The 26774-nt window shown below is 51.2% G+C and carries 22 protein-coding genes and 1 pseudogene; 5 read left to right on the top strand and 18 right to left on the bottom strand.

Annotated elements, in window-relative coordinates; all coding sequences use genetic code 11:
• Positions 1 to 162 precede the first annotated feature (162 nt).
• From ACFQ03_RS20170 to ACFQ03_RS20160, 3 genes are all read right to left on the bottom strand, one after another.
• Entirely contained in the window at positions 163 to 1779 is a 1617-nt protein-coding gene (locus ACFQ03_RS20170; RefSeq protein WP_150959236.1) for an S-layer homology domain-containing protein, read from the bottom strand.
• A 380-nt stretch (positions 1780 to 2159) separates the two neighbouring features.
• Positions 2160 to 2906: an NAD-dependent protein deacylase gene (locus tag ACFQ03_RS20165; protein ID WP_379290492.1), complete on the bottom strand. Its 747-nt coding sequence runs from the start codon at positions 2904 to 2906 to the stop codon at positions 2160 to 2162.
• A gap of 39 nt (positions 2907 to 2945) precedes the next feature.
• Positions 2946 to 3899, bottom strand: a complete 954-nt coding sequence (locus ACFQ03_RS20160) for a D-2-hydroxyacid dehydrogenase (protein ID WP_379290490.1) — start codon at positions 3897 to 3899, stop codon at positions 2946 to 2948.
• A gap of 398 nt (positions 3900 to 4297) precedes the next feature.
• Between ACFQ03_RS20160 and ACFQ03_RS20155 the strand changes: the two genes are divergently transcribed.
• The 3 genes from ACFQ03_RS20155 (at position 4298) to ACFQ03_RS20145 (ending at position 6685) form a co-directional block, all read left to right on the top strand.
• Positions 4298 to 4834, top strand: coding sequence for a phosphatase PAP2 family protein (locus ACFQ03_RS20155; protein ID WP_379290488.1), 537 nt, complete (start codon positions 4298 to 4300; stop codon positions 4832 to 4834).
• Between the two features lie 39 nt (positions 4835 to 4873).
• The gene (locus tag ACFQ03_RS20150; protein ID WP_379290486.1) at positions 4874 to 5467 is read left to right on the top strand and encodes a YkoP family protein; all 594 of its coding nucleotides are present in this window, start codon (positions 4874 to 4876) and stop codon (positions 5465 to 5467) included.
• A gap of 165 nt (positions 5468 to 5632) precedes the next feature.
• Entirely contained in the window at positions 5633 to 6685 is a 1053-nt protein-coding gene (locus tag ACFQ03_RS20145) for a CapA family protein (protein ID WP_379290485.1), read from the top strand.
• On the opposite strand, the gene ACFQ03_RS20140 is transcribed toward ACFQ03_RS20145, so the two are convergent.
• The 11 genes from ACFQ03_RS20140 to ACFQ03_RS20090 form a co-directional block, all read right to left on the bottom strand.
• Positions 6682 to 7170, bottom strand: a complete 489-nt coding sequence (locus ACFQ03_RS20140; protein ID WP_150959230.1) for a cysteine dioxygenase — start codon at positions 7168 to 7170, stop codon at positions 6682 to 6684. The genes ACFQ03_RS20145 and ACFQ03_RS20140 overlap by 4 nt on opposite strands.
• 154 nt (positions 7171 to 7324) lie before the next feature.
• Positions 7325 to 9154: a cache domain-containing sensor histidine kinase gene (locus ACFQ03_RS20135; protein WP_379290484.1), complete on the bottom strand. Its 1830-nt coding sequence runs from the start codon at positions 9152 to 9154 to the stop codon at positions 7325 to 7327.
• A 15-nt stretch (positions 9155 to 9169) separates the two neighbouring features.
• Entirely contained in the window at positions 9170 to 10696 is a 1527-nt protein-coding gene (locus ACFQ03_RS20130) for an extracellular solute-binding protein (protein WP_379290482.1), read from the bottom strand.
• A gap of 429 nt (positions 10697 to 11125) precedes the next feature.
• Entirely contained in the window at positions 11126 to 12550 is a 1425-nt protein-coding gene (locus ACFQ03_RS20125; protein WP_379290480.1) for an extracellular solute-binding protein, read from the bottom strand.
• 75 nt (positions 12551 to 12625) lie between these two features.
• Entirely contained in the window at positions 12626 to 14461 is a 1836-nt protein-coding gene (locus ACFQ03_RS20120) for a hypothetical protein (RefSeq protein WP_379290478.1), read from the bottom strand.
• Positions 14440 to 16059, bottom strand: coding sequence for an extracellular solute-binding protein (locus tag ACFQ03_RS20115; RefSeq protein ID WP_379290476.1), 1620 nt, complete (start codon positions 16057 to 16059; stop codon positions 14440 to 14442). The genes ACFQ03_RS20120 and ACFQ03_RS20115 overlap by 22 nt, the downstream gene beginning before the upstream one ends.
• A gap of 106 nt (positions 16060 to 16165) precedes the next feature.
• Positions 16166 to 17044 carry a carbohydrate ABC transporter permease gene (locus tag ACFQ03_RS20110; RefSeq protein WP_150959224.1) on the bottom strand — a complete coding sequence of 293 codons (879 nt, stop codon included), beginning with the start codon at positions 17042 to 17044 and terminating at the stop codon, positions 16166 to 16168.
• A 108-nt stretch (positions 17045 to 17152) separates the two neighbouring features.
• Positions 17153 to 18112: an ABC transporter permease gene (locus ACFQ03_RS20105; RefSeq protein ID WP_144941744.1), complete on the bottom strand. Its 960-nt coding sequence runs from the start codon at positions 18110 to 18112 to the stop codon at positions 17153 to 17155.
• A gap of 1236 nt (positions 18113 to 19348) precedes the next feature.
• The gene (hisA, locus tag ACFQ03_RS20100; protein ID WP_379290473.1) at positions 19349 to 20104 is read right to left on the bottom strand and encodes a phosphoribosylformimino-5-aminoimidazole carboxamide ribotide isomerase; all 756 of its coding nucleotides are present in this window, start codon (positions 20102 to 20104) and stop codon (positions 19349 to 19351) included.
• Between the two features lie 392 nt (positions 20105 to 20496).
• Positions 20497 to 21933: an amidase family protein gene (locus tag ACFQ03_RS20095; RefSeq protein ID WP_379290471.1), complete on the bottom strand. Its 1437-nt coding sequence runs from the start codon at positions 21931 to 21933 to the stop codon at positions 20497 to 20499.
• A 584-nt stretch (positions 21934 to 22517) separates the two neighbouring features.
• Positions 22518 to 22892: a hypothetical protein gene (locus ACFQ03_RS20090; RefSeq protein WP_379290469.1), complete on the bottom strand. Its 375-nt coding sequence runs from the start codon at positions 22890 to 22892 to the stop codon at positions 22518 to 22520.
• A gap of 221 nt (positions 22893 to 23113) precedes the next feature.
• Here ACFQ03_RS20090 and ACFQ03_RS20085 point away from each other — a divergent pair.
• Positions 23114 to 23626 (top strand): annotated as a pseudogene (locus ACFQ03_RS20085) (RNA polymerase sigma factor); the annotation flags it as partial.
• Positions 23627 to 23662: 36 nt separating this feature from the next.
• Complete coding sequence (locus tag ACFQ03_RS20080) at positions 23663 to 24355, top strand: hypothetical protein (protein ID WP_379290582.1); 693 nt, start codon at positions 23663 to 23665, stop codon at positions 24353 to 24355.
• A 126-nt stretch (positions 24356 to 24481) separates the two neighbouring features.
• Here the strand turns inward: ACFQ03_RS20080 and ACFQ03_RS20075 are convergent, their stop codons facing one another.
• The 4 genes from ACFQ03_RS20075 to ACFQ03_RS20060 form a co-directional block, all read right to left on the bottom strand.
• The gene (locus ACFQ03_RS20075; RefSeq protein WP_191964282.1) at positions 24482 to 25057 is read right to left on the bottom strand and encodes a GNAT family N-acetyltransferase; all 576 of its coding nucleotides are present in this window, start codon (positions 25055 to 25057) and stop codon (positions 24482 to 24484) included.
• A 37-nt stretch (positions 25058 to 25094) separates the two neighbouring features.
• Positions 25095 to 25517 (bottom strand): hypothetical protein, encoded by a 423-nt coding sequence (locus ACFQ03_RS20070; protein WP_144938495.1) that lies wholly within the window; start codon positions 25515 to 25517, stop codon positions 25095 to 25097.
• Between the two features lie 107 nt (positions 25518 to 25624).
• On the bottom strand, positions 25625 to 25876 hold the full coding sequence (locus ACFQ03_RS20065) for a hypothetical protein (RefSeq protein ID WP_144938492.1): 252 nt from the start codon (positions 25874 to 25876) through the stop codon (positions 25625 to 25627).
• Between the two features lie 13 nt (positions 25877 to 25889).
• A complete protein-coding gene (locus tag ACFQ03_RS20060) occupies positions 25890 to 26705 on the bottom strand; it encodes an aminoglycoside 3'-phosphotransferase (RefSeq protein ID WP_379290466.1) in 816 nt (271 codons plus the stop codon).
• Between the last annotated feature and the right edge of the window lie 69 nt (positions 26706 to 26774).

Raw genomic sequence — 26774 nt, 5'->3', positions numbered from 1 at the left:
TTGGACAGGCGCGTTTACCGATGAAATATAAGAACAGGTATAAGGTGAAACTTAGACGCTTATATTAGAAAAAAGCCCGCCCTCCGATAAGGAGAGCGGGCTTAGTCTATTCACGGGACATTCGCGAAACGTGGTTGCAGCGAACAGATTCCGTTGACTGCCTTAACGGGTGGCTGCCTCCAGCATAGCCCAATCACGATCTGTAAAATTCCCCATGTGCCACAGCGACACACCCTGCAGCCCGTAATATTTGGCCAGCCATATTTTCGCCCCTATGCTGTCCGTATCCTCGTACCACAGCTCATGACTGCCGCGATCATCGGAATACAGCAGTTGCTTAACATAATAAGGATTGGCCAGCTTCGCCTGGATGCCCGGCTGCTTCAGCCGTTCCTCTACCAGCTCGACGGCGGGCGAGTAGTATTCTGTCCCCGCAGAAGTGCTTACCCATTGATTCGCCTGCTTGGAAATGCCGAGAATCAGCTTCTCGGCCGGAATCGACTGCAGCGCCTGGCGGACCGTATCATTTACCAGCGGCAATGGAGCGGAAGGAAGCCTTTGGCTCCGATCCGTATAGTCGTAGGCCATCAGCACGACCGCATCGGAAATTCGGCCGATTTCCGCCAGGTCATAGCCGGAATAGTAGTAGGTCGGCGGGACGGCCACCTTCAAGGAATAGGAGCCCAGCTTATCCTTCAGTCCTTGGATAAAACGGACGAACGGCTCCCGGCTTTCTTCGCCCTTCAGCCCTTCGAAATCGATAAGCAATCCGGTAAATCCGTATTGGGGATCACTCAGCACGTTCAATGCCGATTCATAGAAGGCTTCCACTGCCCGCTCGTCCTGAAGGAACTTCGCCAACATGGGGCCATCGTTATAGAAGACCATCAAGTCCTTGGAAATTCGATGACTTCCGGCGGTATCCAACGCTTCCTTCCACCCTTCCGGTATCCGGTATTCCGTCTCGGCTGTATTCAGAGACGCGGAGCCTTCCCCGGAATATTCGAGATGGGACCAGCCGAATACCGCATGATCCACCATCGCCAGCTTGTCCATATTGGAATAGGAGCGAATCGCATAGAAACCGGTCACCGATACAGGCTGTCCGGATTGCAAGCGATCCGTCAGCCGGTGAATGATCGCCGCCGCCTCCTTCCTCGTCAATTCGTCGCCGGGGCGAAAGCCTGTCTCGTCACCTTCCATGATCCCCCTATTCATTGCATAGTAGGCATAGGGCGCCGTATCCGGACGGAATTGCGCCTGATCGGCAAATCCTCTGGCGGCCTGCTCATGGAGCCAGCCCGATTCCAGCCAGGCCTTCCGCTCCTGTTCATCGAGGCCGGCCAACAGCGATCGTCCCGCCGCAGCCGCCACCTCTTCCCGGGTAATGGCTCGCTCGGGGTGAAATTGCCCGTTCTCAACCATATGATCCAGCCAGCCCAATGAATAAGCGGCCTGAATATATGGATAGGACCACCGGTCCCCGGTTACATCCGTTAACGTTAATGACGGCTCCGCTGGGGCACCCAGCTTGTGAGCCGATGTCAACAGCTTAATGAAAGCTTCGCGGGTCAGCTGCTCATCCGGCCGGAAGCTGCCGTCGGAATAGCCTTCTATCACCCCCAAGGACGAAAGCAAGTAAACGGAGGCTTCGGACCAATCTCCTTCCTGCAAATCGTTAAATGGCTTTAAAGCCGCTACATCATAAGCATAGACGTTCACTGTTCCGACGCTCATCAAGAGCACGACAAAAGCGATTATTTTTATCCACTTTCCCATTCGTTTGATCTCCTCCCCCAAATATAAAACGCGGCATAGGGAGGAAAGTTGCACCCGGGGAAAGAGGATTGGCTGCGGACGCAAACGGCTGAATGCTTTTCATGCCCATCTGACGAGCTTAACCTTTATCCCGATGTTTGTATTATCGGGTTAAGACCCCCACCTCTATAGGTGGGCTCTAAATCAGGTGGAGTAGAGTCTCCATCTGATTACTCGATGTTCAGCTAAGCTGAACGAGTTCACTGAAAAATGGAAAAACCGCCGATGTCGGCGGTTTGCGTATGATGACGAATCCAGAAATATAGCGGAACAGCAAAAAACTCTGAAATAATGCACGCCATGAGCATTGCGAATCCGCTGACGTTGCAGGCAGGCTAAATTCAGCTATCCGGCGAATCGTTCACCCATTGGGGGAGAAGCTGCCCGATCGAATCGTGAAATACATAATCCGCCGTTCCGTCAAAAGGAGTGGGCGACCGGTTGATAATAATGAAGCTGTCCCCATTGAAATACCGAATCAAACCTGCAGCGGGGTATACCGTCAAGGAGGTTCCTCCCACAATCAGCACATCGGCGCCGGCGATGGCTTCGATGGACGCTGTCAGCACCTTCTCATCCAGCGGTTCCTCATAGAGAACAACGTCCGGCTTCAGCTTTCCCCGGCAAACCGCGCATTTGGGCACGTTCTCTGCACTGTTCAGAACATAATCCAGGTCGTAGCTCTCATGGCAGTTCAAGCAAATATTCCGGTGAATGGAGCCGTGAAGCTCCAGTACATTGCGGCTGCCGGCCGCCTGATGCAGACCGTCGATATTTTGAGTGATGACGGTGGACAGACGCCCCTCCTGCTCCAGCTTGGCCAAGGCCAGGTGCGCCGCATTAGGTTTGGCATCGGGATATATCATTTTCTTCCTGTAGAAGCGGTAGAAATCTTCCGGATGCTTCATAAAAAAACGGCGGCTAAGAATTTCTTCCGGAGGAACCTCCGTTCCCTCCGAAGTGGAGTACAAGCCCCCTTCCGAGCGGAAATCCGGGATTCCGCTCTCCGTTGACGTCCCCGCTCCTCCGAAGAAAACAATGGAGCGGCTTCGCCGAAGAAGCTGCCGCAGTTCCAGCAAATGTTCCATCCTCATCCCTGCTTTCCTCTGTACGTACAAGAATTGCGATTATACCGTATGGACCGGTGTGCCGGCAAGAAAGGCGGTCACGTTGGCCGCCGCAGTTTCCAGCAGCCTGCTCCTGGCCTCCTGTGTCGCCCAGGCGATATGGGGAGTCAAGATGCAGTTGGCCGCTTTCGTTAGCGGATGATCGCTTCCCGGCGGCTCCTGGGACAGAACGTCAACCGCCGCCCCGGCAATCCGGCCTTCGTTCAGCGCATCGGCCAAATCCTGCTCGCGCACCAGCTTCCCTCGGGAGGTGTTGATCAGGAAGGCGGAGGGCTTCATCCGGTCCAGCGTCTTCCGCTGAATGATTTCTTCCGTCTCCGGGGTAAGCGGACAATGCAGGCTGACCACATCGGAAAGACGAAGCAGTTCGTCTAGTTCCACAATCCGCACGTTATCCTCCGTTGTTCCGACGGGAAGGCGGCGCTTGGTCGCGATCACTTCCATGCCGAAGGCTTGCGCGAGCTTCGCCGTCTGCTTTCCGATGGTGCCGAGCCCGATAATCCCCATCGTCTTACCGCTTAATTCGATCAACGGGGTGAGCGAATAGCTGAAATCCCGGCTGGCCGCCCAATCACCCGCCTTCACCGAATCGCTATGCCGGCCGGCATGATGACACAGCTCCAGCAGTAGGGCCATCGTAAGCTGAGCTACGGAACGGCTGCTGTAATCCGGCACATTCGTAACGATGACGCCTCGTTCCGCTGCAGCCTTCACATCGATGATATCATACCCGGTAGCCAGCACTCCGATATATTTCAGCTTGGGCAATTGCTCCAGAGTTGCGGCCCGCAAGGGTGTCTTGTTCGTCAGCACAATTTCCGCATCCCGCGCCCTCTCCACAATCTGCTCCGGGCCCGTCCGTTCGTAGATCGTCAACCGGCCCAGCCGCTGCAGCGGCTCCCAACTGAGATCGCCGGGATTCAATGTATAACCGTCCAGAACAACTATGTTCATGAACCTCTCCCCCTTTTTCCGAAAATTGGCTATCCTGCTTCCTACTAGTATACGACAATAAGCCTCTATTCTTCAAAAGGCATAAAGCCGGCGCTTCAGGGAAAACCAGACTGGACTTTGGTCGGAGGTGAAATCTCGGCGCGAGGCCGGTTCGTTCTACCCGCATCATCCGATATACTGGAAAACAAATCCAACCATAACAGGATGGTCACAAGCTTTGACGAAACAGTAATGGTTGGCATCAGCGCGCTGCTGTTCTTATCACTATGCTGTGTGAACTAACAGATCGGGCCGGTAGGCGAGAAGAACGGGCAAGGACAGCGCCCGGCCAGCGGCATTAGGCAGGACCTGCGCCAACTGCGACCGGTCAAGCTATTTTTCCTTGGGGAGTGTTAACAATGAAACATCGCTATTATCTTTGGCTGCGCGAGTACGACAATCGGCTGTTTCTCTGGTGCAATCATTCGCTCAGCCATCCTGTGCTCGACCGCCTACTAAAGGGGCTCACCCATTTGGGAAGCGCGGCATTCACCATCCTGTTTTCCCTTTCGATTATCCTTTTCTCGGTAGAGCCTTGGCAAAGAACCGGCTGGCTGAGCCTGATCGCCTTAACCGCCAGCCATCTGCTGGCAGTGCTCATCAAAAAAACGTTCCAGCGCAACCGGCCCTATGATGTCCTGCAGCAGGCGAAGCTCTTCATCCATCCGCTCAAGGATTATTCGTTTCCCTCCGGGCACACGACGGCCGCTTTCTCCACTTTCATTCCGTTCTTGTTCGCCGATCCCGGGCTCGCCCGGATATTGCTGCCGCTGGCCTTCATCGTCGGCCTGTCGCGTATTTGCCTGGGCGTTCATTATCCTTCCGACGTGCTGGCCGGCGGTTTGGTCGGCACGATAACCGCCATCCTGGTTGTACTGGTCGCCGGGGCCGCGTAAGCAGCAAATTTTAGAGAACACGAAAGCGAGGAAATGGATATGCAAGCCGGTTCAAAAATCAAACAAGTGATCCAGCATTGTTGGATGGGCTGGGAGCGGGTATTCGAGGCGTTCAGCCGCTTACGCTCCAAATATGCCGGAGAATTCGGCATCTGTAAAATGTTCGTAATCAAGTACCAAGGGAAGTGCATTCAGTGCGAGGACGGCACATGGATACATTCCGGCGATTGGATCGGCGAACTGCATTTGGATAATCGGAAAATCCTTCATATGCTGCAGTCCAATGAAGCGAACCGCGTGGCGCTGATGATCGCCCGCCTTACACGCGGCGCCATGCGGCAAATTTGCGCAGAAATGCAAAGAAACCCGCGGCTGAGCCAGGTCAAGGCGCTGCAGGGCATAACTTTGCTGCATCGAGGCATTACGCACGGGTTGGGCTTTGAGACTCACCACGTGGAGCAGGGCTTCTTCCGCACGTTTACTACCTCCTATTTGCGTTTGCTGTTGACGGTCTTCCATCCGAATAACCGCCGGCGCATCGTCCCCCATACGGAGAAGCTTGTTCCGATGAGGCTGGTGATGACCCGCTCTTCGCTGATCCGCCGGTTCGGGGTGGAGTCTTCGGCTATTTAGCCCGGCGCGGGTGATCCGGCCGGCGATATTTCCGCTCGATTCGGCTTTTTCCCTGGCCCTGCCCTGTCCTGTTAACCTGGAACTAACGTTTTCCGCTTCTGCTGAATAGGATAATAAGACTCGTGGGTTCGAGCCGGTTAATCTAGAAAGGAAGGGAGAGTTTGGATGAGCGGGAATAAACTTCGAATAGCCGCCTTTGGCGACCTGTTAGTCAGAGGAAACATGATAACGACGGCCAAGCTGCCCGATACGGACCGGTATTCCTTCGAGCCGCTGCTGGAGCCGATCGCGCCTATATTGCGGGATGCCGATTTATCGATAGGCAATCTGGAAGTGACATTGGCGGGCAGGGAAAGCAGCTATATGAGGAGAAATCCGAAGACCCGGTATCCCGAATTCAACTGTCCGGACGAATTCGCGGCAGCGCTGGCCCACAGCGGAGTCGACGTATTAACGACCGCCAATAATCATTGCATGGATCGGGGGGAGGCCGGATTGGTCCGCACCCTCCGCATCTTGAACAAGCACCGTATCGCTCATACCGGAACCTATGCGTCCAAAGCGGGGGCGGCTAAGCCTCTGATCCTGGAACGCAATGGAATCCGCATCGGCATCCTGTCATACACAAGAGGAACCAATTCGCTGCCGGTCCCGAAGCCGTGGATGGTTAACCGAATTCACCTGCCCTCGATGTTACGGGATCTGAAGAATCTCGTTCGGGTCACCGATCTTCCGATTGTCTGTATTCACGCCGGACCCGAGTACAGCCACAAGCCGACCGGCGAACAGCGGCGGTTGGTTAGGATGCTTCTCCAGCATGGAGCCCGCCTTGTTCTCGGCTCCCACCCCCATGTTGTACAGCCGGCGTATTTTCCTTCACCCGGACATTTTGCCGTCTATTCCATGGGAAGTCTGTTAAGCACCCGCTTGAAAAAAAATCCGTCCACCCTGGCCGGAGTGATTCTGCAAATCGAAATCGAGAAAGCACCTAACCGGAGGGTGCGCATCTCCGATGTGCATGCAGTGCCTACCTGGGTCCGCTCTCCGGAGCAGACGAAGAGCGGAACCTATCAGGTCGTTCCCATTCAGGCCGCCCTTGAACGGCCCGAGGAGATAACCGACGGGGAGGAAAGAGCATTGATGCAGCGGCTTTATCAGCAGACGCTGGACGTCCTGAACTTGAAGCGCCGTTCCCCCGCATCGGCTGTTCAGGCTTAAATAACAAAATCGAGAACCCATTCCGCCTCATAACGGTTAGCTTTCTGCAGCGGCGGCGAATACAAATGGAAAGTGATGAGCGGCTTGTTGGACGGGTTGCGCATGGCGTGAACCTGCCCCGGCCCGGCGTAGAAACATTCCCCGGCATTCAGCCTGTATTCGTAAAGAAACTCCGCCTTGCCGCGGTCATTAGGTTTATAGATCGTATTTACCATCGTCCCCTGCACGATATAAGCGCAGCCTACCGATTTGCCGTGATCGTGGATAAAGGTAGACTGGAGAGGCGGCAGGTAAATGACGATCGCTTCCACTTGATCGGTCCGGTGGATGACGTTCCGTCCGTAGGGCAAATCCTTCGGCTCGGTTACGTGCGGACCGATCTGAAGCGGAGTGCACTTCAATTCGCGAATAGCCGCTCTAAGCTCTTCCTCCTTGCCGGAGGATATCCCGTTGAACACTCTCTTTACTTCTTCCAGCCAGTTCATGTTGTCCTCCTTATAAGCATTGTTCCTGTTTCCTATAAGAAATCTTTATAAAAAAACTATAGATCCGGAGGGACTATAGCCCTGCTTCAATGTATGGAAAAAAGAACAGGAGGGTTCCAACAAAGCCGGCAAAAAAAGAAAAGGACAAGGAGCATTAGCCTCCGTTGCCCGTCGTTAAGCGGTCGCTCATTGGGATGGAAAGCAGGACGGTCGTCCCTACCTCTTCCTGGCTGTCAATAGATAGCCGCGCTTCGCTGCCGTAATACAGCTTGATACGGGAGACCACATTTCTTAAGCCGAACAGATCTTCAACCGGTTCCGCGGAATGTGCGCTGGAGACGACCGAGGCGGCCGCAGCAAGCTCCTGCCGAATATACCGCAGCTTCTCTGCGCTTATTCCGACTCCGTTATCCTGCACGGTAAGCTGCAAATGATCGTCCTCTAACCGGCTTACGATCCGGAGATGGCCTCCGCTTTGCTTCTTCTCCAGCCCGTGCAGTATCGCATTCTCCACGAGCGGCTGCAGCAGCAGCTTAAGAATATATAAGTGCTTGCTGTCCTCCGATATTTCATACTCCACTGTAAACTGGTCGAGGAAGCGAAGCTGCTGCACCCGGATGTAATAATTCAGGTGACCCATTGTTTCCTCAACGGTGAACGTATCCTTCCCCTTGTTCAGACTGAGCCGGAAAAAACGGGAAAGATTCAGCACCATTTCGCTAATTTCGCTTGCCTCGTAATTTTTGGCCGTCCAATAGATCGTGTCCAAAGTGTTATACAGAAAATGCGGATTAATTTGCGACTGCAAAAATTTCAGTTCCGTTCGGGACAAGCGAAGCTGCTGCTCATAGTGATTTTCAATCAGATGCTTCTGATCCTCAATCATTTTATTGAATGTGTTGGTTACATATCCGAACTCGTCCTTGCGGTTATTGTCGCTGAGCCTGACGTCGAGGTTGCCGAATCTCAACTGCCTGAGCCCATATGCCAGATTAGACAGGGGCGAGGAAATCCCGCTGAACACAATCCAGGAGATCCAGAGGGCCAGAATAACGCTCAGCCCGATGATCAAATAAGTGAACATTTGCAGCTGCCGGGTCTTCCCGTTCAGTTCAACCTCCGGCTGCATGAGCTGGAGCGACCAATTCGAATAGCGGGACTTGGCACGAATGATGAACATATTCTCTTCGTGCTTCTCCATGCTCTTCATAACCATCTCCTCGCTCACCGGATCCCAATAAGGGAAGAAACGGCTATGCCCGGTGCCGGCTACCAGCTTGTTATCATTGGAGAACAAGTAGATATGGGCATTCTCGGACGGTTGAATCGAAGAGGTCAGCTTGAGCAGCGTATCTCTCTTGATCGCCAGAATCAGTATGTTCGGCTGCCGGTCATGATTGTATAAATCCATCGTCCGCAATAAATAGATTTGATCGGTCTCGAACGTACCGTTAAGCAGATCCTCGTTCCCGTCGGCTTCCGGGATGTACAGCAGCCTGGCCCCGTTAGCTTCGACCGTCTTGGCGATGACTGGATGCCGTTCCGCACCGGGAATTCGCTTTCCGCCGGAGTCCGTAGTGATCATCATTTCGGAAGGCAGATGAATGATGGATATTTTAGACAAAATATGATTGATGGACATCACATTTGTAATTTCCCGCATCAGAAGGGAAAAGTCGACAATGGACTGCGGCGTCAGCTGCGATTCCGCCTCTTCGAGAAGACGGATCAGGTTGCGGTCCGTTGCCAGAAGAGTGGACAGCTCATCCACATTCTGCAGGGTCAAATCGATATATTCCACTGCGGCCTGAAGAGCCCCGCGTGTTCTTTCCCCGGTCTCCTCCTCCAATATCTGTTGAGATTTGCCGTTGGCAAACAAGCTGATGATCACGAGGGGAAGGAGGATGAGAAGAAAATAGCATGTCAGCCTCACCTGAATGCGTCCGGTAAAGTAATAATAGATTCCTCTCAGCAGCCTTCTCATAGATGCGCGTTCCTCCTACTTGTTCTTGTACCACTCATTCACTTCCTGCGTGATTTCATTGCCGCCTTCCAGCTTCCACTTCTCTACAAAATCATCGAACGCGTCCAGCGGAACCGTACCGACGACGATTTTGGTAAAGGTTTCGTCCATAAGCTGCTGCAGCTTGGCATTGTATTTGCCCATTGCCGGCGTAGGGGCTGCATCGAACTCATTTTTGATCAAATTGGCATGGATTTGCTCTATATTGTCCCACAGGTGAAAATGCTCTCCCAGCGAGTCAAGCCGGTCCTTGCTCACAGACAGCTCCACCGTATCGCACAGCGCACCGTAAATGCCGCGGTATTGCTGCTTGTTATGCTCCTCGAAATTGGAAATCATCTTCCCGTCCTTCTTCGTCCAGACTTCGTTCTCAAAGCCGAGCTTTAGCGTTTTGTGCCCTTCCCCGGCGATAAAATTGAGAAAAGCGACGACCCCTTCCGGGTTGCTGCTTGCAGCCGGAATCACGTTATAGGAACGGACAATGGAAGTGGTGTAGGTTCCTCTGTGCCCGTCCCGGCCAGTCGGATACTCCAGCGGAATCCATTCTGCGGTCGGATCGAGCTTGCGGTTTTGTTCAATCGGACCTCTCGTATCAAACCAAGCCGCGGAGAACAGTCCCACCTTGCCCGATATTATCTTCTCCTCCAGTGTCTTGGTCTTGTTCAAAGGGAACTCCTGGTCCAGAAGCTTCTCCCGATATAATTCAGCCAGGAAAGCGAGCGCTTCCTTCGTTTCCGGCAAAATTCCCGAGTAGATCAGTTCTCCGTTACGTTCATACCAAGCATTCTTCTGAGTTCCGAACGCGCCGAAGAAAGGAGCGGTTCTCCCCAGATTTTCAGTAATGGATAAGCCGACAGCGCCGGAAATACTGCCGTCCGGGTTGTTCCCGGCAAAGGCTCTCATAACCTCCACGTATTCATCCAGCGTCCTGGGAGGCTTAAGGCCATGCTTATCCAGCCAGTCCTTGCGGACATACATGATCTCCGTTCCTTTCACCTCATTCAGGCTGGGAATCGCATAGATTTTCCCGTCGAAGGTGACCTGATCCCAGGCTTCCTGGGGAATGAGCCGTTTCAAATCGGCTCCATATTTATCGATGTAATCATCCAGCGGCATCAAAGCATTCTTCTTGACATAGTTGGACAGAAATCCGGGATTGCTCGTATTGAGCATATCGGGCAGATCCCCTGATGCCATGATCACGTTGAGCATCTCCTGATAAGCATCCACCGGCGGCAATATCACCTCAACATCCAGGTTGGTGCTCTGCTCGATATAGTCGAGATACGGATTGTTGTTTTCATTTAGTCCATTCGGAAAAGTGAGCCCCATGCTGCTGATTACTATGCGAATTTTGGATGGCAGAGGACTTCCGTCCTTATCCCTCCTTCCTTCCTTGCCTGTCGGCAGTAAAGAGCAGGAGACAGAGGCCATCAATATCCAACCGGCAGCGGAAACCAGTATTATCAAGCGGCTTAGTCTACTTACGGAGCGGTTCTTCATACTTATACCCCTTGTTATCATGTTTGCCGAGAATACCGGAAGGATGGAAGTGTACCGCTATTGTACCTGTATGCGCTTCCATTAAATAGTGGATTCCGGTTACTTTGTGTAGTACTCTCATGACTTTCACTTTGAACGATTCGAGGAAATCCGTCAAGAAGGAAATTGCGTTCGCTGCTTTAAAAATTGTACAGGCGCAAAATGTTAATCCGGTCTGGTCTCCCGACTATCAAAAAAAGGGCGAGGCCCTTAAGGACCTGCAAAAGTGCAGGTCTTCGGAACGATTTTAGCCAAAATCAGCAAAAGACGTGCAATTGTGCAGATAAATTAATATCCCTGAGTAGCAGGAAGAAACGGCTGCCGCCGTCCTTGTCCAAGGAAGTTCAGTTTCTCGTTGCAGGCAATACTATATAAAAAAAGCCGCCCATATCATACAAGCGGCTGTTCCTTCGGTCTTCGGTTAAACTTCGATTCGATTCTCGAGCATGCCTCCGCGGGCTTCTCCATTCCGGCCCACAGCAGATTGAGCTCATCGAAGAGCAAGCGGATCTGGCTTTGGCCAAGCCCCAAGCTCTTCAGCGGGCGGGCATAGGGAAGCACGTCCAGATAACGATTATAATGCCGGGGATGAATCGCCGGATCAAGCAGCTTATCGTCCTCCGCCACCGATCTTAGTACCGGAACCGTGCATCCGTACTGCTTGATCATCGTCTGCGCTTCCAGGCCGGTCATATAATCGACCAGCTTCTGGCTTAGCTTGGTATGCTCGGATTGAGAGCTGACCGCAAGTCCTCCGCCAAGCAGCAGAGTGGCCTCCTCGCGTTGTTTCGGTAGAGGAAGCACGTCCCATTCTATCGAAAGATTGCGAAACTCGTTCATGAAATAGTAGGTTGTCATGATCATCGCGACCTTCTCCTTCTTGAACAGGCTTTCCGCCAGGTGACTGCTTCCATGAGAGTAAATAGGAGATACTCTGTGCTCGTACATAAGAGAGGTACAGAAGCTCAAAGCCTCGATATTCTCCGGCTTGGACAAGACACTCCGTCCCTGCTCCATCAGCTCTCCGCCGTTCTGCAGCAGAAAGACGGGCCAACGGTTCATCGAAGAAGAGAAGCAGAACCCGTACTCCTCCACCATACCGTCCTTCCGGGCAGAACGCGTGCACTTCCGGGCGATCTCCAACAGATCGTTCCAGTCCTTGATCTGCGCATCCTCCATTCCATTCTCCCGGAATATTGAACGATTATAGCAGATGACTACCGGCGAGAATATGAAAGGAGCTGCCAGCATACGCCCCCCATCCGAGAAGATTTCGAATATCTGGGGATAGCTGGTTTGCGGGTCCAGATGCTCGGGCACATACCCGGTCAGATAGTCGGTCTTGCCCACGTCCATCCATTCGCGCACATGCTGATCCGAGATCATGAACACATCCGGGCCGGCGCCTTGTTCCGTCAAGCGTATGATGGAATCCGTGTATTCATCCTCAGGGAGAAGCATCAGCTCGACCTTGATCATCGGATGCCGCTCCTCGAATGCCGCGATAATGCGCCGCACAATCTCAATCTCGTATGAATTGGAAAACCATGCGAGCTTTAATTGGATAGGAGACTGCTCGTAAGCAGGCTTCGTTACTCGATTTCCTTTCCCCGGTATCTTCTCTATCAAGCCATCCTGAACAAGCTCGGCCAGAGCCTTCCGAATGGACATTCGGCTCATTTCGTATTTCTCGCTCAGTGTGCCCTCCGGCAGTATATATTCCCCCGGTGCCAATTCCCCGCTCACAATTTCGTCTCTTAGCTCTCGAAGAAACCGATCATATCTCTCTTGAAAGTTATTCCTTCTACGCAGCATCGTTTTACCGCTCCTAGTCAATGTCGCTTCATTCTAGTATATCATGGCCTTTCTATCATTTCCAATTTATGCTTTTCAAATTATGCAATATCGCCATAGCTCGCTGCCGCAGCCGAAATACAGCCGCCCATTAATATAAGCCAAGCCGCTGGTCGCCTCCTTCGGAGGATCGGCCAGCCGAACGGGTTCACTGGTGTTGGGGTCGATCCGGAACAGCGTACCGCTTAATAACCCGAATATAACGGTCTCGCCTCCGTGATCTGCCGTGATAAGCCCCTGTCTGACTACCCCTCCCCAATCGGACAAGTCTATGCGCTGCAGCAGACGTTCCTCACGAGGATCAAAGACGAAATATAGCGAATCGGAGGTCAGGCCGTGGATGAAATCCCGGGAGTCACAGGCAAGCAGCGAGATTTCCCGAGCTTCAGGAAGTAACGTCCAACGGCGAACGACCTTACGCTCCTGCCAGCTCAGACGGTACAGGACCGCTTCCCGGGCCGCCGGCTCGGCTCCTCCCGGTGTTTCGATGCTGGTGCCGCCGATAATATCTCCCGTGCTCAGGCAGGCCAGGCCAAGCGTGCTCTGAAACGGCACAATCTGATCATGAGGATACACGGTGACTGTTCCGCTGGGCACATGCACGATTCCCAGCCCTCCCCCTACTGCGCCATATCCGGGAAATCCGCCGTAGAGAATATGCTGCCCGTCCGGATGGGCCGCTGCACAGCGCGGACGGTGAATCCTGTCGTCAAAATATATGAGTCTTGGATTTCTTCCGCCATCCCGCCCCAAACCCGGGTTCTCACGGGTATCCAGCATATGAACCCTGCCCCCGGCATATGCCGCTCCAAGCAAATACGGACCTTGCGCCGCATAGGCGCAAATATTGCCTCCCCCGCCCTCTTCGACCACCTTGCCGCCGAAATTGACCAGCTCGTCTTCTCGCGGATCATAGCGATAGAGATGCAGCGGATGGTTGGAGGTGCCATAGAGCCGATCGTCCGGCCCTTGGGTCATAGGGGAGAGACTGGTGCCCCAGCCTTCATAATGGAGCGGGCAAACCGTCGTGCTCCCGTCGGCTTCCTCCATGGCCAGCTCGCTGTCCGCCAGCTGCCAGGAGATGATTGTCCGTCCGCCGGACAAATGACCGTACAGCTTCTGATATCCGCTGCCCTGATAAACGGAGGGAGCGACATCCGCAGCCTTCACAGGGACCGCCTCGCCGCCCAGCAGCCGGAACCAGCGGGTCTGCGCTTCCTGACCCTCACCCGCCAGAGGCAGGCTTGCATACACCTCCCCGTCGGTTCCCCGGTGAACCTGGCCGCTCCCCGCCACATCGTCCCCGGAGATCAGCCACTCCGCCAGTATGCCGGTATCGGGATGATAAGCGCTAATGCCGGCTTGCTGCGTACCGATGCCTGCATAGAGCCAGCCCTGACGGTCGGCGGCCAGAGACATCGCGTATTTTTGCCCGTTGCTCAAGCGGCCTATCCGTTCGCATTCTTCTGTATCCGGGTTCACCTTTATCAGTTTGCAGCCCGGATAAGTGGTCGCATATACAGTGCCTTCCTCCGTCTCAGCAAAGGCGAAGCCGAGAATTTCCTCCTCCGGCACCTGTCCACCCTTCGTCCACCAGACGAATTCGGCCGTGAACGGGTCCAGCACCATCAGCATGCGGCCGGCTCCGGTATAATATCGGCCGGCCTTGTCGCTTATGGATGCGAACGGATAATCGACCCAGCCTTCGGGAAAAGGGAGCTGCCGGCAATCCCCGGTATCGGGATGGACGATCAGCACATATCCGCGTGCGGCAATAACGACGCGCTCCTCACCCTCGGCGTTGCGGCATACCGCCGCCGAACGGGTCTCATCCGCGCGAACCGGCGTGCCTATACATTCAAAGCGTCCCATTTCTTCTCACCTCTGCCCATAAATATTAATTCCCAGCAATCAGTAAGAGGGGCAATAGCTGCGTTGACTTCCTTAATAATATCGGCTCCGCCGCGCTGCAAATACTCAGCCACCAGCGCGTCCCAATCGGAAATCGGACGCTGGCCGACAATCATCTTCGTCTGCTCGTTCATCATAAAGGTAAGCAGCTCCGTACCCTTCAGATTATCCGTTTCTGACTGAATGCCGTAATTCGGCGGGAAATATCTCTTCATTTCCTTATTCAGGGCCATCAGGTCCTTGGTCACCTGAATTAGTTTCGGCTCGGTGTAAGCCTTGTCGAATTCGGGGTCCACACCGTCCGGAATCCAGTTCGTATTATCCTGGAAGTAAGCGGCGGGCTCCCAGCCCTCGGCAGATTTCAGCATCACCCGTTTGCCGTTCTCCATTTTGTAGCCAACATTCTCCCCTCCGTAGAACCAATCAAAATCAGCATTGGAGGCGCCCTGCTCGGACGAAGGATAGAAGGCTCTGGAGAAATCATGCATCTCCATTATTTTCGCCAGCTTGTCGGGATCCTTGGCCAGCTTGGCGCTCAAAGCGTTGAAGCGGGCGTATCCCGTCCCTGCTGTAAAGCCCTGGCTTCCGTCGGGTGCTTCAAATGGCGGAAGAACGGCGAATTCAGCCTCCGGGTTGATTTGCAGCAGGCCTTCCATATAAGCCTGGGACATTCCGCGAGGGGCGACCAGGAAAATTCCCGCTTTCCCCTTGTAAAATTCGTCATTCGTATCGGCCCAGTTCAGCACGGCGAAATCACTGGTTATGGCCTTCTCTTTGTACAGGTCGTGCATGAATTGAATAATTTCCTTGCGTCCCTCGGACATAATTCCGGGAATGAAATTACCTTGCTCGTCTTTATGATACCATGTATTGAACTGCCAGTAAGGCCCCATCGCAAAATCCGGGTTGATGTTCTGCCCTATGGCCAATCCGTAGGTGTCGTCCTTCCCGTTCTTATTCGGATCGTTCTTCGTGAACGCGATAGCTACTTCTTTAAGCTCCTCGTAGCTGGTCGGGATCTCCATCCCCAAATTATCGAGCCAGTCTTTGCGAATCATGAAGGAATTGCCTTCCAGAGGAGCCCAGGACGGAATCCCGTATATTTTGCCGTCGATTCTGAACTGGTCCCATACTTCCTTGGGAACCGCTTTAAGCGATTCATATTTGTCGATGTAATCATCCAGCGGAAGGAAAGCTTTCTGGCCCGCCCATTTTTGAAACAGGGCCATATCATTCGGCCGGAACCCGATCATATCCGGAATATCTCCCCCCGATACGATGGCTGTCAGCTTCTCTACATAGTTTTCCTGCGGGACCTTGTCTACCTTGTAATCGACATTGAAGCGTTCGTTAAGCTTCTTCTGCCCTTCTCCATTGCCTGGCGGCGGATTTCCGTAGATGTAGGTGATCCCTGTAATTTGATGCTTCTTCTCCACCTTGGCTTCCGGCTGGGCCGTTTTCTCCGGATCCGTCCCCGTGCCCGATCCCGATCCCGAGCTGCAAGCGGTCACCGTCAGCATGAATGCCGCGGCCAGAATAAACGATTTACTGTGCTTCATATGAAAACCTCCCCTTTTCATTGTCCAAGCAGTACTCTTCGATTTTCTTTCTCAAATTGCTACCGATCCCTTGTGCGGAATATCGCTGCGGCTCGCCATACGGCTTCTACCCTTTGACCGAGCCGAGCATCACCCCCTTGGCAAAATGCTTCTGCAGAAACGGATAGACAATCAGGATAGGCAGCGTAGCGACAAGGATCGCAGCCATCTGAATGGTAACCGGCGGCGGCGGATTTTCCAGCATCATCATCACTTCCGCTCCTAGCGCGGCCGTAGGCTCATTAACAATGACGATTTGCCGCAGAATGACCTGTATCGGCCATTTCGAAGGATTATTCAGATACAGAATACCGGCGAAATAGGTATTCCAGTGGGTTACGGCATAGAACAATCCGAAGGCGGCCAAGGAAGGCTTGGACAGCGGCAGGATGATGGAATAGAACACCCTCAGCTCGTTGGCCCCGTCAATTAGTGCCGCTTCATTCAACTCGGTCGGTATACTCAGGAAAAACTGCCGGATCACAATAAGGTTGAATGAGCTTATCGCCCCTGGAATGATCAAGGCCCATAACGAATTGATCAGCCCGGTTGCTTTGACAACCAGATAAGTGGGAATCATCCCTGCCGAGAACAGAATGGTGAATACGACCATCATCAGAATCGCGCGCTGTCCCAGCGCATTGCGTGTGAGCGCATAAGCCATGGTCGCCGTAAAAAACAGATTCACGACCGTTCCCACTATCGTTACGTAAGCGGTTACAGCGAGGGAACGTACAAAATTGTTCGATGCGAAAATCGTTTGATAAGCATCGGTAACCCATTCTCTCGGCCATAGAATAAGGTCTCTTTCCAATACATCCTTAAGGGATGAGAAGGAAACCGCGAAGATATGCAGGAAAGGAAATAACATCGATAAACCGATGACAGCAAGCAAAACGATATTGACGCCGTCGGCAAGCCTATCGGAAAAAGTACGTTTGATCATCACTTGAAGCCACCTTTTAAATAAACTGACCTCTTGAGAGCGGTAATGTAAGGAACCTGTCGCGCCAACGGATCGGACGGCTCCTGCCTCCCCGTTCCTTTGTCACATTTAATACAGGCCGTCTTCACCGAAGCGCTTGGCGATCCGATTCGCCGCCATCACGAGGACCAATCCGACCAATCCTTTAAACATGCCGACGGCCGTAGCGAAGCTGACATCCCCCTGCTGAATCCCCTTGAAGTAAACATAAGTATCCAATACATTGCCCGTATCCATGTTGAACGGGTTCAGCATCAGGAAGATTTGTTCGAAGCCTGTATCCATAACGCTTCCCAGCCGCAGAATGAACAGGATAACGATAACGCTGCGAATGGCCGGCAGAGTGACGTGCCAAATCTGTCTCCAGCGGCTGGCCCCGTCGATAACGGCCGCTTCATACAACTGGGGATTGACCCCCGCCAAGGCGGCCAGGAAAATAATCGTGCTCCAGCCCGATTCCTTCCAAATAATCTGGGCGATGATGACAGGCTTGAACAAGGCCGGATCGGTCAAGAAAGGAATCTGGTTCCAATTCAAGGTATCCGTCAGGAATTTGTTAATCAGGCCTTCTCCGCGCAGGAACACGACAAAAATACCGACAACAACGACCCAGGATAAAAAGTGCGGCAGATACACCATGGATTGAATAATGCGTTTATATGTTTCGTTGCGCAGTTCATTAAGCATCAGTGCCAGAATAATGGAAATTGGAAAAGCCATCAAAATCTGCAGTAAAGAAATGTTGATCGTGTTCCAGATGACATTCACCACTTCTTTATCCGCGAAGATTCGCGAGAAGTTCTTGAACCCGATCCAATCATTCTCCCAAATGCTGGTGAACGGATTGAAATCCTGGAAGGCGATCACTAGCCCGGCCATCGGCACATACTTGTAGATGACGAAGTAAAGAACCCCCGGAAGCAGCAGCAAGTAAATATACCGTTCCCGCCACATTCTCCTTTTTAAGCCATTCCACCGTCCTGTGTTAGGCTGCCTGGTGTCCCGAGTTTGAACGGCTGTCTCATTCATACCAACAGTCTCCCCTTAATGATTTACAATTTTGGATTCGCTTTCAGCATACGGAACCACACAAATGCAAGAGTTCACCCCCTCGAATAATCGAGCGCCCGAGGAGCTACCCCCGGCTGATAACAGCATGAGCAGACATGAAGCTTTCTCCGGACGTTCGGCGATAACCGCTTTCCCCCATTTCTTTTCATAGACAAATTAAAGCGCTTTAATTTTTAGATATAGACATCTAAATTACAGGTACATATATCATATATTCTGTCATAAATAGTGTCAATCATTTTTATGTGAGCGCTGTCTTAAGCTTGTTGGGCTTATGCGGTGTCAATTATGAGCTTCGCCGAGTGGTCGAGAAAGCACAAATGGAAACATATGAAAGTCGAGTTAGCAGCCCCTGCCCTCTCAAAAACACAGCAGCTTATGGAGCAAACCCGGCCGCATTGAAGGACCTAATGAAGCTTTCGAGGCAATCCAAGCTACCCGCAGGCGGTTCGATTTATGCTCCGGAACTTTAAGCGGCGATTGTACACCTTTTTTAGCCGGAGACTGCCGCGATATTTGTACATCTCCTTGCAAAGTTCGGAAAAGCGGCGATTGTACATCTTTTTAGCTATGTGCTGCCCCGCTTTGGAAAATTGATGAAAAAATGCATGATTTTTCCCGTTAATGGCCTCGGACGCAGGTTTGAAATTGAAATTCGTGCACTTTCGCAGGAATTTAAGTCACTGAAGCACTAAGAGAAATTAGGAGGGACTATTGCCAAATCAAGTCATAAGCGTCCTAGGCCCCATTCCGGTAGTTTTAGTTCGCGTAGTTATTTTGAACGGCCTTTATCAAAGCTGTCCATAGAGAGAATCGGAGATCAAGCGAGAGAAAGGACACTTTTCGGGGTAAGTAAGCAGTAACCGGAGAGGAAGGGGAGCTGTACGAGAAATCAAAAAGCATATCAGACAGTCAGACGTTGAGATAGTCAGTTAGAGTTAGTCAGTTAGAGTTAGTCAGTTAGAGTTAGTCAGAAGATCGTAAGTTTGGGGATAGTTAATTTGAAGGTAGTTAGTTGGTGAAAAATAGAGTCAATTTAAGATAAATTAAAAAGGGGAGCGAGATGAGAAGAATTACGTGGAAGGTTTAGGATAGGATAACGAGTATCCATTCGAAGACCGTGAATTCAACAGCTTTCTCCAAATGGATACCTTACCTATACCATAGCAGCTTTTGGTCGAAAGGATTAATCTGTTATCCTCTCCATTGTACGACATCCCGGTAAGGAATCTTGCCGCCGAAAATATCGAGGGCGCTGCCGATCGTCAAATCAATTTTCCCCTGTCCCAGTTCCTTAACCAGATTCAGGTCCGAGTATTGAGAAGCCCCTCCCGCATAGGTCGTCGGAATAGTGACCCATTCCCCCAGCTTCTCGACGAGCTCCGTTTCGATTCCGCGGCATAGCCCTTCCACATCGACGGCATGAATCAAAAACTCGTCGCAGTAAGCCGACAGCTCGTCCAGATTATGTTTGGTGATTTCATAAGAAGTGAACTTCTGCCAACGATCCGTGACTACATAGTAAGTGTCGCCGCGTTTTCGGCAGCTTAGATCCAGTACCAGCCTTTCCTTGCCAATAAGCTTCACAAGTCCGGACAACCGCTCGAAGTCGATTTGCCCGTTCTGGAACACATAAGAGGTTACGATAACGTGGCTAGCTCCCGCTTCGATATATTTCTTCGCATTGTCCGCGTTGATGCCGCCGCCCAGCTGCAGCCCTCCCGGATAAGCCTGCAGCGCGGACAAAGCCGCTTCTTCATTGCCCGGTCCCAGCATGATGACATGCCCTCCGGTAAGGCTATCCTTCGCGTACAGACGCGCATAATCGGCCGCGGACATCTCGGCTTCAAAATTGGTGACCAGGGAGTCACTACTATCATCATTAAGGCTGGAGCCGACAATCTGCTTTACTTTTCCATCGTGAAGATCGATACAAGGTCTGAACTTCATCCGGTACATCCTTTCACCTAGAAGTATTCTTATCTTATTCGTGCAAGCGCAAATCCCGCATGCCATTACTATTGCTTTTGCTATTGTTTTGCTTTTGCTATTGTTTTGCTTTTGCTATTGCTATTGCTTTTGCTATTGCTATTGCTTTATCATATCAGATTTTACACCTTTATATAATATCAAATCCTTCCCCGATTTCATCTCTAGCCAAGAGTTCCGGGCTTTGATTAGGGCTCCAAGGATTAACGGCTATCACCGTCCTTTGGAAAGGCCCGTTTACCGATGAAATATAAGAACAGATTTAAGGTGAAACTTTTGCTTTCTTATTTTTTTCAAAAAGAACAGCCCCCGAACAGCATAGAGGACTGAACTATCGATAGCTATTCGCACCTTCATTCCAATATGGGCGGGATACGGGCGTTGACCCTCTGCTCGAAAGAATAGGCAATGCGAATCAGCGTCGACTCGCTGTAGGCCGTGCCGGTGAAGGCCACGCCGAAGGGCTTGCCGGTCTCCGTAAAGCCGGCCGGAACGATTATCGACGGATAGCCCGACACCGCAGGAGAATCCGTCACTCCCGGGCAGAACAGGGCATCCAGTGAATACTCCTGCAGCAAACGATCAATTCCCTCCTCCCGTGACCTCCTCCAATCCTGCAGCCGGTCGCGGATATATTGTGCTTCCGTAAGGGTGCCCGAGGTGTCATGCTCTGCGCGCAGAAGCAGCGATTGGCCGTATTTCAGAGCCTCCTCGGCATGATAGTTGTTGAATTCAATGATATCCCTCAGGCTCTTGACCGGCAATCTCGGGTCGAGCGCCGCCAGATATCGGTTGAGAGCCGACTTGAATTCGTATAGCAGCACACAGGAATGATCCGCTATGTGAGGAAGATCGATATGTTCGACGATTTCGGCCCCGGCTTCCTCCATCCTTCTTATGCATTGGTCAATCAGTGCCTTCTCTTCCGCCGTAAACTCTTCCTCATACCCTCGATTGATGCAGATTCGCGCTCCGGCAAGACCGGACGGGTCGAGACAAGACCTGTAATCGGAAGGTTCTCTGCCCCGGCTTGCCCAAGTCGCAGGATCCTCCGGATCTATCCCCGTCATCGCTTCCAGAAGGATCGCCGCATCCTCCACCGTCCTGGCCAAGGGGCCTGCGGTGTCCTGGGTATAGGTGATAGGACATATCCCTGTCCGGCTAATTAAACCAAGTGTCGGCTTAATCCCGACAATGCTGTTGCAGCAAGCGGGATCCAGAATCGATCCCGATGTCTCCGTGCCGACGGCTACCGTACACAGATTCGCCGCCACGGCAACCGCCGAACCGGTACTGGACCCTCCCGGGTCGAATTTTCCGGGGCCATAGGGATTCAGTACCTGCCCGCCCCGGGAACTGTACCCGCTGGGCATGACATCGGACATGAAATTGGCCAGCTCCGTCATATTTGCTTTGCCGATAATGACGGCGCCCTGTTCCCGCAGCCTCTTGACCAGGAATGCATCCTCCGGAGCGAACGAGTCCGCAAGGGCGAGTGTACCGGCGCTTGTATGCATTTTGTCCGCCGTGTTGATATTATCCTTCAGCAGAACAGGGATACCGTGAAGCGGACCTCTGATCCGGCCCTCTGCCCTTTCCAGATCCAAGGCTTCCGCAATGTACAGGGCGTCCGGGTTCAGCTCCAGCACCGAATTAAGTGAAGAACCGGCTTTATCGAATTCCGCTATCCGTTCGAGGTACATAAGGGTAAGCCGTCTGGAAGTCAACTCCCCTGACGCGAACGCTTGCCGGATTTCTTGAATGGTCGCTTCTTGCAAATGAAAACCCATTAGGATCCCCGCCTTTCCATGTTAAGGTTACTTTATAGTGTGTTTCCCTATTCATCGCGTTTCTCTTGTATATTCTACGCATAGCGGCCCTACCCCTTTTTTTAACGTGGCGATCCGGGAGCCACACTGCCTTACATCGGGATCATCGCAGCATTCACTCTCGGGCTAGTCCTCATGGCCAGCCTCACTTTCCGTTGGGATGCCGGGCAGCCGCTTTTTTCCAGAAGCCGCAGAGCCTGACAGGCATTTATTTTTCGACCAAATAGTCAACATTGACTATACATCATTAACTATTCTCCCCTTTCTGCTGTTAGAGCAGGGAGGGGCTTTTTGACAGATCGCAGCAATCATGGGAGTCCGGCCACCCGCCATGCAGCGCTGCAACGCCCGCGGGAGCAGCGCGCGCGTTGCAGGTTGATTTCATCGCAAAATACGACTTCCGGGCAAGCCCTCCATCCATTAATATCCCTATATTTCCAAACTGCTCCCCCTTCAGCATTCATAGATCAGCTAGAATCTCCTCTTGCAGAGGATACACTTTCTCCCACGACAGACTAGCCGACTTGCGAGACAGGGATGCCCGCCTAAAGATGGGTTCGGATAGCTTCATAAAGCCGGTCACAAAGCTCCCCGGCCGTCCATTCCTCCATCTTCGGGAAGATGGCGTTAAGGCTTTCATCCCCTTCTTCGTGTATAGCAGCGATTAATTCCACCATCTGACCGATAGAAAGCAGCGGTATACATTCCTTTTTTTCAACTAACAGGGCCCGCCATTTCTTGTCTATCGTCTCTACAAAAAATGTTCCTCCCGCATTCAAACTGTCTATTCCCGTAATGACTCCTTCCTTGGAGCGATACAGAACCCGGTCTCCGTTATCCGGGGTCCATAGCTGCCGTACCCTCCCCCTCTGCTCTTCACTTAATTGAAGGACTTGCTCCATCGTAATTCTCTGCTTCATAACCGGCTGACTCTCCCTTCGCCCCGTTATGTATACTCCTACCATCTATATGGGCATCGACAGGCATTAAGACTCGTAAATGGCAATAGGACATGCTGATCCGCCTGCGGTCAGGCCTGCCGAACTTTATTTAAAATGATGGCTGAGTTATTTTTATTATTCTGTGGCCTTTTTCTCCTCTGCGAAGTCTAATTATGTGTAAGGTCGAAGGAGGTTAATCCATGTCAGGAGCTCATGACAAAAAAACCCTTGGTTATCCGGATAATCAAGGGAAGCAGGAAACTTTAGAACTTATCTACCATCAATTTCATTCCAAAATTCGCAAATATCTCTCTATGAAGGTTGAATCCGATAGGGCGGACGATTTAACACAGCAGGTATTTTTGAAAGCTACGGAGAAGTGGCCTTCTTTCCGAAAGGAATGCAGCCTATTTACTTGGCTTTTCAAAATCGCCCAAAACACGCTAAAAAACGAGTACCGCACAAGATCTCGGTCCAAAGAGTCTCCTTACGATCTTTCAGATTCAGGATCCCGGTTCATTACCTTTGACTTTGCAAGCCACTTGGAAATACGGATAGATATTGGCCAGGCATTGAAAAAATTAAGCAAGCTCGATCGGCAGATTCTCTCATTGCGATTCTTTGTTGACTGTACCCTTTCCGAGATTGCCGAAATTGTACAAATGCGTGAAAGTGCCGTGAAGAATCGTCTTTATAGGTCCTTAGGAAAATTAAGAAGTGAGTTGAAAGATTGGGGAGGTTTTAATCTAATGACTGTTCAAAGCTGGATATCGATCGTAAACAAGCATAAATCCGATGATCTCGGGAAAGACCGAGAAATCAAGGTCTACGAGGACCTGTTCAGTGAACTGCAAGCGAATGTCGATCGGATAGCCGCCAAATTCAACCATAAGCCATCTCAAAAAATCGTCATTGAAATCTATCCGGATCTCCCAACGTTCCATCAAGCGGTCGGTGAAGCTGATGCTCCCGATTGGTTCATGGGCACGATAGAAGGCAACAAGCTCAAGATCGTTTCCCCCTTAAATCCGGGGCCGGAGCACACTTATGCTTCCATCCTGAAGTCCACCATCCATTTATTTGCCATGTGGCTGGTCAGCGATATCCATCCGGAGTCCCCCAAGTGGATCAGACAAGGGATTGGCGGTTATGTGGCGGGTCAAATGACGCCGGCTTTTATCAACAATTCCATCTCTGAAGCCATTCGGCAGGGAAGCGTCCCTTCCTTTCAGGAATTGAATAATGACTCGTGGGATTTTGAAACGATGAAGGGATTTCAATTCTCTTATAAAATTATCGAATTCATCTCGAAGGAATACGGATTGATTAAACTGAATCAACTCATTAGGAATCCGGCCGGTTACCGGGAAATCTTTCACTGCACAGAATCGGAATTTCATAACCGATGGGTACACTATTTAAAGCAGCAACTGTCCCCTTAGTACTTGTAAAAAAGATCCTAACGAAGTCTTTTCAAAGATGTCAAAAACACTAGTCCGCATGAAATGACGGGCTAGTGTTTTTTGTAGAGCGGTCGCTGCCACCTAATCACAATATTACTATGAATCCTATGCTTCTTGATTCGATATGTATATCCGGTCATTCTCGTCAAACTCTTCCTTCGTGATCCCAAACAACAAATTGTCATAGTAACGGCCGTTCATATAGATGACCCTTCTCCTTAATCCTTCTTCCCTAAAGCCAAGTTTCCTGTGCAGCTTAATCGATGGCTCATTAATGTCTACGCAACTGGAGTTGCATTTTTGCAGCCTTAATTCATGGAATCCGTACCTTAAAATAATTCTAACCGCTTCTGAAGCATATCCTTGATTTCTGTACGCCCGGTTCGTTCCCAATCCAAAGCTGAAGGTGCCGTTCTTGTAGTCAATGGTATTCAGGTTGATCAGACCTGCGAGTTGGTTGGAATAAGTTTCTATCGCGAACATCTTTCTATAATCATCTTTAAAATGGTCGTATTTCTCCGACATTTCGCGCACATTGAAATCGTCCACCGGAAGCTGAATTCCCCACTCCATCAGCCTTATGCCGTCGCTGTCGGAGCTTTCCCTTCTCCAGTCCTCCCAATCGCTCGGCTGGGTAGGTCTAAGCCTGACCTTATAGCCTTGCCAAAAGTAACCGGTCACGGCAATCCCTCTTTCTTATGCATTTTCTCTAGTCCAGCTAAACCACAACGGAACAAGTGCCTGTGTTTCTTCCATTTTCAACTGCTTTAATATAGCCTTCGAAGTAGAACGGAATATGATCCTCTTTGCCATTGACTAATCTTCCCTTAACTTTGTCAAAAGCATAGATGGATACGGAAAACGACGGTTCGCCTGTAACCAGAACGGGCTGCTCTTTTTCTTTCATCCAATAGTATTTACCGCCGAAATTTCTTCTTGCTACCTCGAAAATATAGCATCCAACCATGGAAGACACGGAATTGAGAGTGTCCTCATCCAACTCATAATCACATACTTCTTCTAAAATTTGTTCTACTCCATGCAAGCTTTCCACACTATAATCAAAGTGACCTTTATCCGAAAAGTTGTTAGTAAAGCTTTCCGCAGTAGCCATAATATCATCTAACAAACTTGTTCCCATTCCTTGTCCTCCTATATTCTAAGCACTTACCATGCACAATTGGCTCGCCGGAGCACACTTTATGGGTCCTCATAAAAATTACAATCATATAGAATGCGCACTATCCATTAAGCGTTCTGAAAGCTGAAAATCATCTTATATCCGTCAAAAGTCGTCCCCACCGTTTCTTCGTATTGACCCTTGGTATAGTTAGATACCGTCTTTCGCCAAAACTTTTGACCTGCAATATTTTTTTCCGATGGATTCGTAAATAACTGCCAGCTTCCTCTGAATTTTTCAAACACTTGGACGGCAGCCTGTTCCGCCATACCCTTCCCTCTGGCTTCCTCTTTAGTCGTCAGCTTGACTTCAATTTTCATAGGACCCCTCTTATTAATCATAATAATCCTGTCCCCGGAAACCGTTAAAGGCAGACACGAGGCCGCACAGGCGGAGCCGGGCATCATCCACTCGATCTCTGCCGTAGGCGTCTAGGAAGCGTTCGGAATACCGGCCGCTTTGCAAATTAAATTGCAAAGACCAGAGCGCCCAGAAAAGATCATAGTGCCGATCACCGCTCCCTCCATAGCCAACATCCACATATCCGCTGAATTCAAACTCGTTTAATATCACATTAGGCAGGCAGTAATCGCCATGAATGACAACCCTGTCGTCACTTATGGAGTGATCTTCGAGCAAAAGCAGCTCCCTGTAGGCCTCGTCCCTGCTTTCATAGCCCATATAGCGAAGGAGACTCCGGTCTGCTTTCCCGTCCCGGTAATTTTCTTTGGCACGCTCGACCATCCTCTCCAAACCGTTATCCCGCGGGCAATCTTCTACCCCCATTGTATGTAATCGGACAAGACTTTCGGCAAAAACCTCACATAGCCGTTCCGGCTGCCCGAGATATTCCTCATCTGCGGCATCCTTCCCTTTAACCTGTTCAGTAACCAGATAATCGTGCCGGTCATCCTGAACATAGAGAAGCACCTTGGCACATAGACCAAGGCCGCTTAAATATCTCGTCATCACAGCCTCATGATGTAGCTCTCCCTTAGGTGTTATTTTCAGATATAAAACATCCTCCTGGTCCATTCGATAGACGGAGGCTCTTGATTTCTCCTTGATAACGGACACCTTGGAATCTACCGATAGATAGTGCCGTAACTCAACAGGCATCCTATCAAACGTATGCAGCAGGTTTGGCATCCTCTCATCTCCTCTTGCTTTCTTCTATGCAAATTGAGGCTCATGGGATCAGACTGCAGTTTCTGAAAA

Origin of the sequence: Paenibacillus residui (assembly GCF_042677205.1) — a bacterium.
In the GTDB taxonomy this organism is placed as follows: domain Bacteria; phylum Bacillota; class Bacilli; order Paenibacillales; family NBRC-103111; genus Paenibacillus_L; species Paenibacillus_L residui.
The sequence above is the reverse complement of the archived record's forward strand: the minus strand, read 5'-3'. Positions and strand labels throughout refer to the sequence as shown.

Coding starts and splice junctions, on each gene's coding strand:
- ACFQ03_RS20170 (WP_150959236.1), bottom strand. CDS start 1,779: ATGGGAAAGTGGATAAAAATAATCGCTTTTGTCGTGCTCTTGATGAGC.
- ACFQ03_RS20165 (WP_379290492.1), bottom strand. CDS start 2,906: ATGGAACATTTGCTGGAACTGCGGCAGCTTCTTCGGCGAAGCCGCTCC.
- ACFQ03_RS20160 (WP_379290490.1), bottom strand. CDS start 3,899: ATGAACATAGTTGTTCTGGACGGTTATACATTGAATCCCGGCGATCTC.
- ACFQ03_RS20155 (WP_379290488.1), top strand. CDS start 4,298: ATGAAACATCGCTATTATCTTTGGCTGCGCGAGTACGACAATCGGCTG.
- ACFQ03_RS20150 (WP_379290486.1), top strand. CDS start 4,874: ATGCAAGCCGGTTCAAAAATCAAACAAGTGATCCAGCATTGTTGGATG.
- ACFQ03_RS20145 (WP_379290485.1), top strand. CDS start 5,633: ATGAGCGGGAATAAACTTCGAATAGCCGCCTTTGGCGACCTGTTAGTC.
- ACFQ03_RS20140 (WP_150959230.1), bottom strand. CDS start 7,170: ATGAACTGGCTGGAAGAAGTAAAGAGAGTGTTCAACGGGATATCCTCC.
- ACFQ03_RS20135 (WP_379290484.1), bottom strand. CDS start 9,154: ATGAGAAGGCTGCTGAGAGGAATCTATTATTACTTTACCGGACGCATT.
- ACFQ03_RS20130 (WP_379290482.1), bottom strand. CDS start 10,696: ATGAAGAACCGCTCCGTAAGTAGACTAAGCCGCTTGATAATACTGGTT.
- ACFQ03_RS20125 (WP_379290480.1), bottom strand. CDS start 12,550: ATGCTGCGTAGAAGGAATAACTTTCAAGAGAGATATGATCGGTTTCTT.
- ACFQ03_RS20120 (WP_379290478.1), bottom strand. CDS start 14,461: ATGGGACGCTTTGAATGTATAGGCACGCCGGTTCGCGCGGATGAGACC.
- ACFQ03_RS20115 (WP_379290476.1), bottom strand. CDS start 16,059: ATGAAGCACAGTAAATCGTTTATTCTGGCCGCGGCATTCATGCTGACG.
- ACFQ03_RS20110 (WP_150959224.1), bottom strand. CDS start 17,044: ATGATCAAACGTACTTTTTCCGATAGGCTTGCCGACGGCGTCAATATC.
- ACFQ03_RS20105 (WP_144941744.1), bottom strand. CDS start 18,112: ATGAATGAGACAGCCGTTCAAACTCGGGACACCAGGCAGCCTAACACA.
- hisA (WP_379290473.1), bottom strand. CDS start 20,104: ATGAAGTTCAGACCTTGTATCGATCTTCACGATGGAAAAGTAAAGCAG.
- ACFQ03_RS20095 (WP_379290471.1), bottom strand. CDS start 21,933: ATGGGTTTTCATTTGCAAGAAGCGACCATTCAAGAAATCCGGCAAGCG.
- ACFQ03_RS20090 (WP_379290469.1), bottom strand. CDS start 22,892: ATGAAGCAGAGAATTACGATGGAGCAAGTCCTTCAATTAAGTGAAGAG.
- ACFQ03_RS20080 (WP_379290582.1), top strand. CDS start 23,663: ATGACTGTTCAAAGCTGGATATCGATCGTAAACAAGCATAAATCCGAT.
- ACFQ03_RS20070 (WP_144938495.1), bottom strand. CDS start 25,517: ATGGGAACAAGTTTGTTAGATGATATTATGGCTACTGCGGAAAGCTTT.
- ACFQ03_RS20065 (WP_144938492.1), bottom strand. CDS start 25,876: ATGAAAATTGAAGTCAAGCTGACGACTAAAGAGGAAGCCAGAGGGAAG.
- ACFQ03_RS20060 (WP_379290466.1), bottom strand. CDS start 26,705: ATGCCAAACCTGCTGCATACGTTTGATAGGATGCCTGTTGAGTTACGG.